Origin of the sequence: Mesorhizobium sp. M4B.F.Ca.ET.143.01.1.1, assembly GCF_004792275.1 — a bacterium.
In the GTDB taxonomy this organism is placed as follows: domain Bacteria; phylum Pseudomonadota; class Alphaproteobacteria; order Rhizobiales; family Rhizobiaceae; genus Mesorhizobium; species Mesorhizobium abyssinicae.
In genome coordinates this window covers 66401-80318 of the sequence record NZ_SRSR01000016.1, presented here as the reverse complement: position 1 = coordinate 80318, position 13918 = coordinate 66401, and the positions used below count along the sequence as shown (strand labels likewise).

Here is a 13918-nt window from a genome sequence, read left to right as displayed (position 1 = left end):
CGCCGGCTCCAGCGCGGCGGCCGTATTGGTCTGGCGCAGCCTCAGCCTTTCTTGATGGCCGGGCTGAACACCATCAGGCTCAGGATCTCGAACAGGACCTGGGCGCCGACATGGGCGGTGTTGGTGGTCGCGTCGTATTGCGGCGCCACCTCGACGACGTCGCCGCCGACGATGTTGAGGCCCTTGAGGCCGCGCAGCAGTTCGAGCACCTCGCGCGTCGTCAGCCCGCCGACTTCCGGCGTGCCGGTGCCCGGCGCGAAGGCCGGATCGACGCTGTCGACGTCGAAGGAAATGTAGGTCGGCCCGTCGCCGACGATCTTGCGCGCCTTCTCGATGATGGCCGGCATGCCCAACCCGGTCACTTCCTCGGCGTGCACGACCGTCATGCCGGACTCGTAGGAGAACTCCCACAGATACTCGGCCGAGCCGCGGATGCCGATCTGGATGGTGCGCGAGGGATCGAGCACGCCGTCCAGCACCGCGTTGCGGAACGGCCCGCCATGGTGGAACTTGGTCAGGTCGAACAGGCCGCTGGTGTCGCAATGGGCATCGATATGGATCATGCCGACCGGTGCCTTCTTGCCGACCGCCTTCAGGATCGGATGGCTGATCGAGTGGTCGCCACCGACCGAGAGCGGGATGACGCCGGCGTCGACGATCTGGTTGGCTCGGCGCTCGATGTCCTCATGGCTGGTCTCCAGCCGGTAGCGGCTCTGGAACGGCACGTCGCCGATGTCGGCGACGCGAAGCTCATGCGTCGGCGCGCACTCCAGCACATGGTTGTAGGGGCCGATGCGCTCGATGGCGCGCAGCGCCCGCGGCCCAAAGCGCGAGCCCGGACGGTTGGTGACGCCGAGATCCATCGGCACGCCGATCATCGCCACCTGCAGATCGCCGAAATCCGGCTTGTCGGCGGCCACCTCGCGGTAGGGCGCGGTGAGGAAGGTCGGGATGCCGGAATAGGGCGCCAGCCTGGTGCCCGACTTGGAGAAGATCTTGTCGGCGACCTTGCGGAACTTCGGGTCGAACATCTCGCCGCCATGGCCCTCGCCATACTTGCGACGCAACGCTTCAAGTTTGCCGCGATCGTAACCCATGTCGGTCTCCTCCGTCTGGCTGGTAGTGAAGCAACACCTATGATGCTGACCGCCATCCGGCCGGACCGCGGTCCCGCCCTGGCTGCCTGCAGATTTCACGTCTTGATGATGTTCCGGGACAAAGTTTCCGGCAGCTCCATTGAAAAATCAATTGATATTGTTAGGGTGTTTGTTGTGAGAAAATCTCACACTACTTGAGTGCACCATGGCCAAGCGTCTGCCCCCGCTGAATCCGCTGCGCGCCTTCGAGGCCACGGCCCGCCATGCCTCGCTGACCAAGGCTGCGGCGGAGCTGAATGTCACGCACGGCGCCGTCAGCCACCAGATCAAGGCGCTCGAGCAGTCGCTCGGCGTCAAGCTGCTCGAGCGCGCCGGCCAGCGGGTGAAGCTGACGCCGCACGGCGCCGAGCTTCTGCCGGCGGTGTCGAGCGCCTTCGACGGCATCGCCGCCGCCACGCAGCGCATGACGCGGCCGGCCAGCGCCGGCAAGCTCTCAATATCCTGCGTGCCGGCGCTGCTGCTCTTGTGGATGACGCCGCGATTGGGCTCGTTCACCGCGCAATATCCCGACATCCAGCTCACCTTGCTTCCCTCCAACGACGCCAGGGACATCCGCGCCCCGCATATCGATGTCTGCGTGCACTATGGCGATGGCAGCTGGAGCGATTGCTGGATGCGCAAATGGTCCGGCCTCGAACTGTTCCCCGTGGTCAGTCCGACGCTGATCAACAACCGCCCGATCCGCACCGTTCGCGATCTCGCCGACCATGTCATCCTGCATGGCGACGACGGCCGCGAATGGCACACCTGGCTGGCCGCCGCCGACGCGCTGGACCTGGAGCGCGGCCGCCGCCATCATTTGGGCGACGCGCGCACCGCGACCGAGGCCGCCGTGCATGGCCATGGCGTCGCGCTCGGCGATTCCGTCACCGCGAGCACGCTGCTGGCCAGGGGCCTGCTGGTCGCGCCGTTCAGCCTGTCGGTGCCGGCGGTCGACGACTTCTACGTCGTCTGCCGCAACGAGATGAGGTCGACGCCGATCGTCCAGCTCTTCATCGACTGGCTGTTCGCCGAGAAGGAACAGGCCGACGGCCGCGCCGACGCGCCGGTCGCGGGGCGCATCGGCAGCCGTCGGAAGCGCCCGGCGCTGAGGGTGATCGGCGCCAGGACGGCGTCCTGACGGCTGGACCGGGGCGACTTCTTTTTGTCGGGCCAGCCCGCAAAGCGGGAGGCGTTGCCGAAAATTCAATGCTAAGAGGCTGGGGTGAAGCAGTTCCAGGAAAAGCGGCCGGAATTGCGCAAGCAAGCGCTAGAGTGAGCAGCGAAGGCGACAGGACGAGATGGCAAAGACCGATATTGCGCGGCGCGTCTACAACCACACCTGGAAGCTGGACCCGATCGTCCGCAGCCTGCTCGACACCGATTTCTACAAGCTTCTGATGCTGCAGATGATCTGGGGCATGTATCCCAAGGTCGAAACCACTTTCTCGCTGATCAACCGCACAACCTCGGTGCGCCTCGCCGACGAGATCGACGAGCAGGAACTGCGGGACCAGCTCGACCACGCCCGCACCTTGCGCTTCTCCAAGAAGGAGATGATCTGGCTCGGCGGCAACACCTTCTATGGCCGCAAGCAGATCTTCGAGCCGGAATTCCTTGCCTGGCTGGAGGATTTCCAGTTGCCCGAATACGAGCTGTCCAAGCGCGACGGCCAGTACGAGCTCTCCTTCAGCGGTCCCTGGATGTACACGACCCTGTGGGAGATCCCGGCGCTGGCCATCATCAATGAACTGCGATCGCGCGCGGCCATGCGCGCCTTCGGCCCGTTCGCGCTCGACGTGCTCTATGCCCGCGCCAAGGCCAAGATGTGGGCAAAGACCGAGCGGCTGAAGGCGCTGCCGGGCATCCGCATCTCCGATTTCGGCACCCGCCGCCGCCACTCCTTCCTGTGGCAACGCTGGTGTGTGGAAGCCTTGAAGGAAGGCATCGGCCAGGCCTTCACCGGCACCTCCAACGTCCTGCTTGCCATGGACAACGACCTCGAGGCGCTCGGCACCAACGCACATGAGCTGCCGATGGTGTTTGCCGCCCTCGCCAATTCGGAAGAGGAGCTCAAGCAGTCGCCCTACAAGGTGCTGCAGGACTGGCAGCGCTACTATGGCGGCAATTTGCTGATCGTGCTGCCGGACGCGTTCGGCACCGCATCCTTCCTGCGTGACGCGCCGGACTGGGTCGCCGACTGGACCGGCTTCCGCCCCGACAGCGCGCCGCCGATCGAGGGTGGCGAGAAGATCATCGAGTGGTGGCGCGAGAGGGGCAAGGACCCCAGGCAGAAGCTGCTGATCTTCTCCGACGGGCTCGAGGTCGAGACGATCGAGGAGACCTACCGCCACTTCCGCGGCAAAGTGCGCATGTCTTTCGGCTGGGGCACCAACCTCACCAACGATTTCGAGGGCTGCGCGCCGACCGAAACCAACAGCCTGGATGCCATCTCGCTGGTCTGCAAGGTCACCGAGGCCAATGGAAGGCCCGCGGTCAAGCTCTCCGACAATCCGGCCAAGGCGACCGGGGACCAGAAGGAGATCAAGCGCTACCTGAGGATATTCGGCGAGAAGGACCGGGTGAGGCAGCTGGTCAAGGTTTAAAGGCTGCGCCTGTGGCCTGTGCCGATCCCGCATCGTCAAGCGAGATTGCAAGGCTCGATAAGCCGAGCTTCTTCGCGCTCCCCTCTGTCGTGCCGGACATCTCCCCCGCTGAGGCTGCTTTCCTCTCCCTCCGGAGGGGGGAGAGGTGGCGCCGCGAAGCGGCGACGGAGTGGGGGAACCACCTGGCAACCGCCGCAACGGGCATAGGAAAGAGGATCGCTTGCACGCATCGTCCTGACCCGCGCCAGGGTCGACCCCCACTCCGTCGAGCTGCGCTCGACACCTCTCCCCCGATCGACGGGGGAGAGGAAGGGTGCCAAGCCATCCGAGCAGGCGCCACTTCTCAATGGCAGACGCTTGCCTCTGAAGATAGTGCGATCTCCCCCCAAGTGGGGGAGATGTCCGGCAGGACAGAGGGGGGCGCCGTAAGGCGCAAACCTTCGCGAATGGCTCTCGCAGCAGCCTTCGCATCCCTCCCCACTTCCGCCTTCGCCCATGCCTCCGATCGCGGCCATGTCCTCCTCCTTCCCACCGGCTATTACGTCGCCGGAGGCGCGCTCGCGGTCGCCGTCAGCTTCCTTGTCCTGGCCCTGCTACCGCCCGCAGCCCTCGATCGCTTCTGGCGCCGGCGCCTGCCGCTCTTTGCCCTCGGTGACGCCTCTCGCACGATCGTCAGCGCGATATCTTTTGCCGGCTTCGCAATCCTCCTTGCCGCCGGCCTGTTCGGCAGCCGCGATCCACTGTCCAACCCGCTGCCGCTCGTCATATGGACGCTGCTCTGGGTGGGCTTGGCTTTGTTGCAGGGCGCGCTCGGCGATCTCTGGTCGTGGCTGAACCCCTGGTACGGACCGTCGCGGGTCGTCAGCCGCCTGATCGGACGCGGCGGTGAACAGGACGGCCGCTTGCCCGCATGGCTAGCCTGCTGGCCGGCCGTCGGGCTGTTCTTCGCCTTCGCCTGGTTCGAGTTGATCGACCCGGCGCCCGACGACCCGGCCCGGCTGGCATACGCCGCCGGCCTCTACTGGCTGCTGAACTTCATCCTGATGCTCGTCTTCGGCCATCGCGAATGGAGCCGGCGCGGCGAGTTCCTGAGCGTGTTCTTCGCCATGGTCGCGCGCTTTGCTGTTGTTGAGCGCGATGCGAAGTGCCGCCTCAGTCTCTGCTGGCCGGGCGCCAAACTGCTCTCCGCCGAGCCGTTGCCGACAGCCGGCATCGCCTTCCTGCTGCTGGCGCTGTCCTCGGTCTCCTTTGACGGCCTGTCGAAAACCTTCTTCTGGCTCGGCCTGTTCGGCGTCAATCCGCTGGAGTTTCCCGGGCGCACCGCGCTGATCGGCATCGGCAGCTTCGGCCTTGTCCTGACCTTCGTCCTGCTGGCAGCGGTGTTCGCGCTTGCCGTCCATATCGGCCAGCGCCTCGCCGGCGACCGGCATTCATTCGCGCAAGCCGCCGGCTTGCTGGTCTGGTCTATCGTGCCGATCGCGCTCGCCTACCATTTCGCCCACTACCTGACGGCGCTGCTGGTCGACGGCCAATATGCGCTGGCCGCCCTGTCCGATCCCTTCGCGCTCGGCTGGAACCTGTTCGACACCGCTGACATGGAAGTCGAAGCCGGCGTGGTCGCCGGCGCCGACTCGGCCTGGTGGCTGTGGAATCTCCAGGCCGGCGTCATCATCCTTGGCCATATGCTGGCCGTCCTCGTCGCCCATGGTCTGGCCTGGCGGCTGCATCCGGCCGCGGCGCGTGCCGCGCTCAGCCAACTGCCGCTCACGGTGCTGATGATCGCCTATACGGTCTTTGGCCTTTGGCTGCTTGCCACGCCGACCGCCGGGTGAAAGAGGCGGCCTCAATGCCTGTCGGGAAGTACGCTTGCCACGTCGAGGCTTTGGTGATTTAGTTTGTACACATGCAATTTTTGCCTCGTTACAGCCATTGGTCAAAACTCAAAAAACAGGGGAACTGCCGTGTCTGACAAGAATGGGTTTTTCGATCTTTCCAAGACCACTCTTTCGCGCCGCACCGCGCTGAAGGGCCTCGCCGCCGGCGCCGGCCTTGCCGTCGCGCCAGGCTTCGTCCGCTACAGCCAGGCGCAGAGCTCGGCGCCGGTCAAGATCGGCTTCCAGTCGCACCGCACCGGCATCGGCGCCGCCTATGGCCGCTGGTACGAGAAGACGAGCGCCGCCGCGGTCAAGGCTATCAACGATGCCGGCGGCATCAACGGCCGCCAGGTCGAGCTGGTCATCGAGGATGACGGCACCGATCCCGCCCGCGGCGCCGAGGTTGTCGGCAAGTTCGCCACCCAGCACAAGACCGACATCGTCTTCGGCACCTTGTTCTCGCATGTCGTGATCGGCTCGGCGCCGGCCGCCGGCGAAAACAAGATCCCTTACTTCGTCGTCAGCGAAGGTCACCACGTCGCCTCGACCAAGCTTAACCGCTACGTCTTCCAGCCCGGCATCACCGACGTGAAGAGCCAGATCCAGTCGATGGCGCCGTGGATCGCGGCCAATGCCGGCAAGAAGGTGACGCAGATCTTCCCCGACTTCGCCTTCGGCTACGACCATCGCGACTACCTGCCGCCGGCACTGAAGGCGCAGGGCGCCAACGTCATCGCCCAGATCGCCATCCCGCCGACGGAGTCGTCCTTCACCAAATACTTCCCGCAGATCCCGGCCGAGACCGAGGTGATCTATCACGTCATGGTCGGCCCGGCCGTGCTCACCTTCGTCAAGGAGCTCGGCGAATTCTACGGCTCGTCGCGGCCGCAGCTGTTCGGCTTCATGGATTCGCTCGAGGCGACCGACATCAACAGCCCCGGCCTCGAGTTCCTCGACGGCAGCCATTTCTGGGAAGGCTCGCCGCGCTATGCGCAGGCGGACGATTCCGCCGCCCAGAAGGCCTATCGCGCCGCTGTCGGCATCGACGACAATGGCGCCGCCGTCGGCGATGCCAAGGATGTCTCCACCGCCTCGCACATGTTCGGCTGCTGGGAAACGCTCTATGTCGTCAAGAAGGCGATGGAGGATGCCGGCTACAAGGGACCTGAAGATCGCGCCAAGCTGGTCGAGGCGACCGAGGCGCTGAAGGAGTTCGCCGAAGGGCCGGAGCATCCGCAGGGCCCGAAGACCTTCAACGGCAAGATCCACCAGTGCTTCGGTATCCAGAACATCTCCAAGGTCGAGGGCGGCAAGCTCAAGGTGGTGCACAAGACGAAGATCGAGGACGGCCTCTACGAGGCCGAGGGGGATTACACGACGCAGGCGCTGTGACTTAGTTGCGCCGACAAGCGTGAGCGCCAAGCCACCCCTCTCTGTCCTGCCGGACATCTCCCCCTCAAGGGGGGAGATCAGCATCTCATGCGAAGGCGGCCATCGGTCGGCCTTTGCGATTGGCGAAAGCGATAGGGAGAGCCAATCTCCCCCCTTGAGGGGGGTGAGGAGCGGTCCGCGAAGCGGACGGGAAGCCAATTGCTTGGCTTTCCGAGCGACGAACGCCCGGAGCGATAGCGCAGGGCCGGGCCCGGCAGGGCAGAGAGGGGTGCGCTTGGCACCTGCCTGCGTGTAGCATGCATTTCGGACCCCATCTCCTCCTCGCCGCCCTCGAAGGCCTCGTCACTTCCGCCGTGCTGGCGCTGACGGCGCTTGGCCTGTCGCTGGTGTTCGGCGTCATGCGCGTCGTCAATGTCGCCCATGGCGAGTTCTTCATGCTGGGCGCGGTGCTGGCCTGGGCGATCTCGACGGCGATCTCGGGCCATCCTGCACTCGGCTTCGTCGCCGCGCTGGTCATCGCGCCGCTCATCGTCGGCGCGGTCGCGCTGGTCGCCGAGCGGCTGGTGCTGCGCCGGCTCAATTACAATCCGGAAGCCACCATCGTCGCCACGATCGGCATGCTCTACATCATCCAGCAGCTGGCGCTGACCTTCTACGGCCCTGAGGCGCGCCCGGTCGAGCCGCCCTTCAGCTACCGCATCCTGCTGCCCTGGTTCGGCTATTCCGGCTACAAGCTGTCGGTGGTCGCGGCCTCCGCGCTGCTGCTCGTCGCCACCTGGCTGGTGCTGACACGGACCAAGGTTGGGCTGCTGATGCGCGCCACCCAGTATGACAGCGAGACCGCGCAAGCCTTCGGCATTCCGGTCGACCGCGTCTATGGCGGCGTCTTCGCCCTCGGCGCCATGCTGGCGGCAATAGCCGCGGTGCTGATCGTGCCGATCAGCCAGGCGCATTATCTGATGGGTCAGGATCCGCTGCTTTTGTCCTTCATCGTCGTCATCATCGGCGGCCTCGGCTCATTGCGCGGCACCCTCGTCGCCGCAGTGCTGATCGGCCTGTCGGACGGCATCATCTCGATGTTCTTCTCGCCGACGCTGGCCAAGATCATCGCCACACTTGTCGTTGCCATGGTGCTGGTGTTCCGGCCGCAAGGCCTGTTCGGGACGGCCTCGCGATGACGGAAGCTTCGCCGGCAAAGGCCTATTCGCTGCATCTCGGCGTCATCGCCCTGCTCTTCGCGCTGAGCTTCGTGCTGCCGGATTATCATCACGGCCTCATCGCCCGCATCATGGTGCTGGCGGTGTTCGCCATGGGCTACAATCTGCTGTTCGGCTATGTCGGCCTGCTCAGCCTCGGCCATGCCATGTTCTTCGCCGCCGGCCTCTATGGTGCGGGCTTAAGCGTCTATCATCTCGGCTGGAGCGTGCCGGCCGCCTTCCTCGCCGGCATCGCCTGCGGCGCGCTGCTGGCCCTGCTCATCGGTTTGCTGGCGCTGCGCACTTCCGGTGTGGCGTTCATGATCGTCACCATGATGTTCGCGCAGGTGTTTTCGCTGCTCATCCTCTATTTCGCCGTCTGGACCGGCGGCGACCAGGGCCTGGTCGTTCAGCAAGCGGCGCGGGTGCTGAACCTGGGCGGCACGACGCTCGACCTCACCAACCCGACCGTGCGCTACATGAGCGCGCTGGCCCTGTTCTCCATCGTCCTGCTGGCGACGCTTGCCGTCGTCCGCTCCCGCTACGGCCGCGTGCTGGTCGCCGTCCGCGAGAACGAGGAGCGGACGAAGATGCTCGGCTACGACACCTTCTCCAACAAGCTCGCCGCCGTCGTCGTCTCCGGCACCATCTGCGCGGCCTCCGGCGCGGCCTACGCGCTTTTGTTCGGCTATGTCGGCTCCAGCTTCGCCTCGGTGCAATATTCGATCCTGCCGCTGCTCTGGGTGCTGCTCGGCGGCGCCGCCACTGCGCTCGGCCCCCTCATCGGCACGCTGTTCATGTACTATGTCATCGACATCACCAGCGGCTTCACCTCCGCCTATCTGCTGATCGTCGGCGTCGCGCTCATCCTTCTGGTGCTGTTCTTCCCCAAGGGGATCATGGGCAGCATCCGCCAGCGCTGGCTCGGGTGGCTGCCATGATGCCGCTTTTGACCACCAGGGGCCTGTCCCGCAATTTCGGCGGCCTGCGCGCCGTCGACAATGTCGACTTCGCCCTGATGCCGGGCGAAATCCGCGCCGTCATCGGCCCCAACGGCGCCGGCAAGACCACCTTCGTCAGCCTGGTCAGCGGACGTATCCCTCCTTCGTCCGGGATGATCGTCTTCGACGGCGCCGACATCACCGGCCTGCCGGCCTACAGACGGGTTCGCCTTGGCGTCGCCTACACCTTCCAGATCACCAGCGTCTTCGCCAATCTTTCCGCCTACGACAATGTCGCGCTGCCGGTGCAGCGCACGCTGACCGACGGCCGCTCCAAGGGCGCGGTCAAGGCCGGCGTCATGGCCGCGCTCGAGCGCACCGGCCTTGCCGATCGCGCCCATATGCCGGCGGGCCAGCTCTCCTATGGCCACCAGCGGCTGCTCGAAGTGGCGATGGGCCTGGCGCTCAAGCCGCGCCTCCTGATCCTCGACGAGCCGACGCAAGGCCTGGCTGACAGCGAGATCGACAATTTCATCGAGCTGGTGCGCGAGATCGCCAAAAGCGCCACCGTGCTCCTGATCGAGCACAATATGCCCGTCGTCATGCAGCTCGCCGACCGCATCACAGTCTTCAATGCCGGCCGCATCCTCGCCGAAGGCACGCCGGAGCAGGTGCGCGAGAACCGCCAGGTGCAGGACGCCTATCTCGGGGCCGGCCATGACTGAGGCGAGGTCCAAGGCGCTGGCCATCTCCGGGCTCGACTGCTTCTACGGCGAGGTCCAGGTCCTCTACGGGCTCGACCTCGTGCTCGAGAAGGGCGAGGTGCTCTGCCTGTTCGGCCGCAACGGCGCCGGCAAGACGACGACGCTGAAGGCGGTCATGGGCCTGGTTCCGGCGGCCGCCGGTTCGATCAGTCTGGACGGCACGGAGCTGACCAGCCTGGCGGCGCACGACGTGCCGAAAGCCGGCGTCGCCTATGTGCCGCAGGGCAGGCGATTGTTCGCCGAGATGACTGTGGCGGAAAACATCGAGATCGGCCTGATGGCGCGCGGCAAGGGCAAGGCCGTGCGGGAAAATGTCCTCGACCTTTTTCCATTGCTGCGCCAGCGCCTCAGGCAGCGCTCCGGCACGCTGTCCGGCGGCGAGCAGCAGATGCTGGCCATGGCCCGCGCGCTCTGCCTCGAACCGCAGGTGCTGCTGCTCGACGAGCCGACCGAAGGGCTGATGCCGTCGATGATCGCCAAGATCCGCGAGACGGTGGCCAAGCTCCGCGAACGCGGCGTCTCCACCATTCTGGTCGAGCAGCGCGTCGATGCGGTTCTTTCGGTCGCCGACCGCGTTTGCTTCATCGAGAACGGCCGCAACCGCGAGACGGTCGATGTCGAGCAATTGCGCGCCGATCCGTCGGCGGTGCGGCGCTATGTGGGGGTGGGTTGAGGCGGGCGGCGCTTCAACCCCTAAGCGTCCAGCGCGCCGATTGCTTTCGCGCGTGCAAATGCCAGGCCGGCAATTGCGAGATCGCCGACCGCCATGCCACGAAAAACGAATGCTGTTCGCTCACGCGCGCCTTGACGACCCGGCACGTCGCCACCGACCAAACCCGTCAAGTCGCCGGCAACGAGTTCGGGCCTCACCATCGGCTTGCTCATCTGCGCCTCTTGCGCCAGATCGTCTATGACGATGCGATCGAAGATGGCCATGCTTTCAGGCACCCAGGGCAGGGCCAGATCGGTCATGGTGGCGAAGACTCCGGTCTGCAGCCATCGCGCATCCAGAAACGGAGCGGGCTCGGGTATCAATGTGACCGTCGTCACCACGATGTCGGCGGGTTCGACCGCCGCCTTGGCAGTATCGCTCGCTACCGCGGTCAGACCACGCGTCTCAGCCATCCGACACAGTGCTTCACCACTGGCTTTGCTCCGAGCAAAAGCCCGGATCTCCTGCAGCGGAAAAAGATCGGCCAGAACTTCGAGATGAGCACGCGCCTGCACGCCGCATCCGATGAACGCGACGCACGCCGAGTCGGCGCGGGCCAGACGCCTGGCCGCTACCGCGCTCAGCCCAGCCGTGCGCTTCGAAGTCACCCAATTGCCGTCGACCAAGGCAAGCGGCAGTCCTGTCTCAGCGTCGAGAAGGGTGACCAGCGAGTTCAGCGTTGCGAGTCCCCGCCCGGAGTTGCGGGGATTGACCACCAGCGACTTGGTGGCCAGCACTCGGGGTTCGGTCGCGACGGCGAGAGTAGCCATGATGTAGCGGTCGTCGCCCGGCAGCACCACCGCCTTCGGCGCACACCATACTTCGCCTCGCCTCTGACCGATGATCTGCCGCTCGATTTCGTCGACCACGTCGGACGTGGAAATCGCCAAGCTGTCCAGGAATTCGGCTGACAGATAGGGCAGGCTCTCGGCTTTGATGGTCATCGTCGTCCCAAGAATGGCTTGCGTTCGATAAGCATTCCTCAGGTTCAATCGAACCTATCCCGCACCTCGCTTCGCTAATAGCAGAAATTGCTGACCGCGCATACGCAAGCGCCGCCAGCGACCCCCATGCCGGTGGCCGCCGAACTCAACCGAAGAACAGAAATCCCGCGATCAGAAACGTCGGGATCAGCACCGTTCCCGACCACGCCATATAGCCGAAGAAGCCCGGCATCTTCACGCCGCGATGCCTGGCAATCGCGTAGACCATGAAGTTGGGCGCATTGCCGATATAGGTGTTGGCGCCCATGAACACCGCGCCTGCCGAGATCGCCGCAAGCGTGGTTGCGAATTCGCCCATCAGGCGCTGCGGATCGCCGCCGGCAAGCTCGAAGAACACCAGGTAGGTCGGCGCATTGTCGAGAAAGGACGACAGCGCTCCGGTCAGCCAGAAATAGGCGAGGTCGTTGGGCTGGCCGGAATCGGAGGTGACCAGCGCGACCAGCGGCGCCAGTGCGCCATCATGGCCGGCTCTCAGGATGGCGATCACCGGCACGATTGCGATGAAGATGCCGGCAAACAATTTCCCCACTTCCGTGATCGGCCCCCAGGTGAAGCCGTTCGCCTCGCGATGGCTCTTGCGCGAGACGGCGAGCGAGGCGAACGCCAGCGCCAAGATGACGGCGTCGCGCACCAGGTTCTGCAGCTCGAGCCCGACGCCGAAGATGGAAAAGCTGACGCCCGGCTTCCAGGTTGCGGAGAGCAGGATCGCGCCGATGACGCCGGCCAGCAGCGGCAGGTTGGCGACGCCGCGCAGGCGCACGGTCTTGTCCGGCGTCGGATCCTTGATCTTCGGCATACTACCCTCGCGTCGGTGCAGCATCGTGTCGATCGCCAGGAAGACCAGGAGCACCAGGCCGCCGGTGAACAGCGTCTCGCGCCAGAGACTGGCGGTCGTCCAGAAGAAGTCGACGCCGCGCAGGAAGCCGACGAACAGCGGCGGGTCGCCGAGCGGCGTCAGCGAGCCGCCGATGTTGGAAACCAGGAAGATGAAGAAGATCACGACATGGGCGTTGAACGGCCGGTTGTCATTGGCGCGCAGGATCGGCCGGATCAGGATCATCGAGGCGCCGGTCGTGCCGATCACCGAGGCAAGCAGCGCGCCGGCAAGCAGAAGCCCGGCGTTGACCAGGGGCGTGCCGTGGATGTTACCGGCAAGCAGGATGCCGCCCGAAATCGTGTAGAGCGCGAACAACAGGATGATGAACGACATGTATTCGGTGAGCAGCGTGTGCAGCACCGCTTCCATGGCCGAAGGGATGCCGAAGGCGATCGCCAGCGGCACCACCGCCAGTGCCGCCCAGCCGGCCGCGATCTTGCCGTAGTGATGCTCCCAGACATGGTGGAAGAGCAGGGGGCCGGTGGCGATCGACAACAGCAGGCCGGCAAATGGCAGCACCCACCAGAGCGACATCGCCGCGCCGGGCAGTTCGTGGTCCGCCGCTGCGAAGGCGAATTGCGGAAACAGAAGGACAGCCAGGGCGGGTAGGCCTGCCGCCAGTGTCCTCGCCAGTTGTATGAAGCCCCCTCGACGCCCCACAGTCCGGTCAGTCCGACAAGTGGTCTTCGAGCACCACGCCGGCCTCGCGCATTCGCTTCAGCATCGCATTGACCGAGCCGTTGAGGTCGATGCCGCGGCAGGCGTCTAGCCGCACGGTTGTCTTGAAGCCCTGCTTGACGGCGTCCAGCGCCGAAAAGGCGACGCAGAAGTCGGTCGCCAGCCCGACCAGCGTCACCGTGTCGACGCCGCGTTCGCGCAGATAGCCGGCCAGGCCGGTCTGGGTGGTGTGATCGTTCTCGAAGAAGGCCGAGTAGCTGTCGATCGCCGGGCGGAACCCCTTGCGGATCACCAGCTCCGCCTTGGTCCAGGCAAGCCCGGAATGAAAGTCCGAGCCGAGGCTGCCCTGGATGCAATGGTCGGGCCACAGCGTCTGCGGCCCGTAGGGCATCTCGATGGTCTCGAAGGGCTGCTTGCCGGGATGGCTGGAGGCGAAGCTCGAATGGCCGGCGGGGTGCCAGTCCTGCGTCAGCACGACGTGGTCGGTTCGCCGGATCAGGTCGTTGACCAGCGGCACGATCTCGTCGCCGCCGGCCACCGCCAGCGCGCCGCCCGGGCAGAAGTCGTTCTGCAGGTCGATGACAACAAGCGCTTCGTCGGCCATGGGGCCTCCTTCTCGTCTCGGCGTAGGCTTTGATAGAATGCCGCTGTCGCGACCGGACGCAGAAACTCGACCAGATGGCGGGCGGCGTCAACCTCCAGCGGCATAACAATCGCGTTGAGACCGTCAGCCTGTGC

Annotated in this window: 12 protein-coding genes; 8 read left to right on the top strand and 4 right to left on the bottom strand. The window is 65.4% G+C overall.

The window, feature by feature from the left end:
- Positions 1 to 41: 41 nt before the first annotated feature.
- Positions 42 to 1097: an agmatinase gene (gene speB / locus EN786_RS28950; protein ID WP_127309075.1), complete on the bottom strand. Its 1056-nt coding sequence runs from the start codon at positions 1095 to 1097 to the stop codon at positions 42 to 44.
- A gap of 205 nt (positions 1098 to 1302) precedes the next feature.
- Between speB and gcvA the strand changes: the two genes are divergently transcribed.
- The 8 genes from gcvA (at position 1303) to EN786_RS28910 (ending at position 10582) form a co-directional block, all read left to right on the top strand.
- Complete coding sequence (gcvA, locus tag EN786_RS28945; RefSeq protein ID WP_127309076.1) at positions 1303 to 2277, top strand: transcriptional regulator GcvA; 975 nt, start codon at positions 1303 to 1305, stop codon at positions 2275 to 2277.
- A 160-nt stretch (positions 2278 to 2437) separates the two neighbouring features.
- A complete protein-coding gene (gene pncB / locus EN786_RS28940; protein WP_127309077.1) occupies positions 2438 to 3742 on the top strand; it encodes a nicotinate phosphoribosyltransferase in 1305 nt (434 codons plus the stop codon).
- Positions 3743 to 4188: 446 nt separating this feature from the next.
- Positions 4189 to 5574, top strand: a complete 1386-nt coding sequence (locus tag EN786_RS28935; RefSeq protein ID WP_245478127.1) for a hypothetical protein — start codon at positions 4189 to 4191, stop codon at positions 5572 to 5574.
- 129 nt (positions 5575 to 5703) lie between these two features.
- The gene (locus tag EN786_RS28930; RefSeq protein WP_127309078.1) at positions 5704 to 7008 is read left to right on the top strand and encodes an ABC transporter substrate-binding protein; all 1305 of its coding nucleotides are present in this window, start codon (positions 5704 to 5706) and stop codon (positions 7006 to 7008) included.
- A 296-nt stretch (positions 7009 to 7304) separates the two neighbouring features.
- Positions 7305 to 8186 (top strand): branched-chain amino acid ABC transporter permease, encoded by an 882-nt coding sequence (locus EN786_RS28925; RefSeq protein ID WP_127309079.1) that lies wholly within the window; start codon positions 7305 to 7307, stop codon positions 8184 to 8186.
- On the top strand, positions 8183 to 9145 hold the full coding sequence (locus tag EN786_RS28920) for a branched-chain amino acid ABC transporter permease (RefSeq protein WP_127309080.1): 963 nt from the start codon (positions 8183 to 8185) through the stop codon (positions 9143 to 9145). Before EN786_RS28925 ends, EN786_RS28920 begins: the two co-directional genes overlap by 4 nt.
- Positions 9142 to 9870, top strand: a complete 729-nt coding sequence (locus tag EN786_RS28915; protein WP_127282895.1) for an ABC transporter ATP-binding protein — start codon at positions 9142 to 9144, stop codon at positions 9868 to 9870. Before EN786_RS28920 ends, EN786_RS28915 begins: the two co-directional genes overlap by 4 nt.
- Positions 9863 to 10582, top strand: a complete 720-nt coding sequence (locus EN786_RS28910) for an ABC transporter ATP-binding protein (RefSeq protein WP_127309081.1) — start codon at positions 9863 to 9865, stop codon at positions 10580 to 10582. Before EN786_RS28915 ends, EN786_RS28910 begins: the two co-directional genes overlap by 8 nt.
- Positions 10583 to 10602: 20 nt before the next feature.
- Here the strand turns inward: EN786_RS28910 and EN786_RS28905 are convergent, their stop codons facing one another.
- From EN786_RS28905 to pncA, 3 genes are all read right to left on the bottom strand, one after another.
- The gene (locus tag EN786_RS28905; protein ID WP_127309087.1) at positions 10603 to 11565 is read right to left on the bottom strand and encodes an ornithine cyclodeaminase family protein; all 963 of its coding nucleotides are present in this window, start codon (positions 11563 to 11565) and stop codon (positions 10603 to 10605) included.
- Positions 11566 to 11710: 145 nt separating this feature from the next.
- Positions 11711 to 13123: a sodium:proton antiporter gene (locus tag EN786_RS28900; RefSeq protein WP_245478129.1), complete on the bottom strand. Its 1413-nt coding sequence runs from the start codon at positions 13121 to 13123 to the stop codon at positions 11711 to 11713.
- A 46-nt stretch (positions 13124 to 13169) separates the two neighbouring features.
- The gene (gene pncA / locus EN786_RS28895; RefSeq protein WP_127309082.1) at positions 13170 to 13784 is read right to left on the bottom strand and encodes a bifunctional nicotinamidase/pyrazinamidase; all 615 of its coding nucleotides are present in this window, start codon (positions 13782 to 13784) and stop codon (positions 13170 to 13172) included.
- Positions 13785 to 13918 lie beyond the last annotated feature (134 nt).

Coding starts and splice junctions, on each gene's coding strand:
- EN786_RS28935 (WP_245478127.1), top strand. CDS start 4,189: ATGGCTCTCGCAGCAGCCTTCGCATCCCTCCCCACTTCCGCCTTCGCC.
- EN786_RS28915 (WP_127282895.1), top strand. CDS start 9,142: ATGATGCCGCTTTTGACCACCAGGGGCCTGTCCCGCAATTTCGGCGGC.
- EN786_RS28905 (WP_127309087.1), bottom strand. CDS start 11,565: ATGACCATCAAAGCCGAGAGCCTGCCCTATCTGTCAGCCGAATTCCTG.
- gcvA (WP_127309076.1), top strand. CDS start 1,303: ATGGCCAAGCGTCTGCCCCCGCTGAATCCGCTGCGCGCCTTCGAGGCC.
- speB (WP_127309075.1), bottom strand. CDS start 1,097: ATGGGTTACGATCGCGGCAAACTTGAAGCGTTGCGTCGCAAGTATGGC.
- pncB (WP_127309077.1), top strand. CDS start 2,438: ATGGCAAAGACCGATATTGCGCGGCGCGTCTACAACCACACCTGGAAG.
- EN786_RS28925 (WP_127309079.1), top strand. CDS start 7,305: ATGCATTTCGGACCCCATCTCCTCCTCGCCGCCCTCGAAGGCCTCGTC.
- EN786_RS28910 (WP_127309081.1), top strand. CDS start 9,863: ATGACTGAGGCGAGGTCCAAGGCGCTGGCCATCTCCGGGCTCGACTGC.
- pncA (WP_127309082.1), bottom strand. CDS start 13,784: ATGGCCGACGAAGCGCTTGTTGTCATCGACCTGCAGAACGACTTCTGC.
- EN786_RS28920 (WP_127309080.1), top strand. CDS start 8,183: ATGACGGAAGCTTCGCCGGCAAAGGCCTATTCGCTGCATCTCGGCGTC.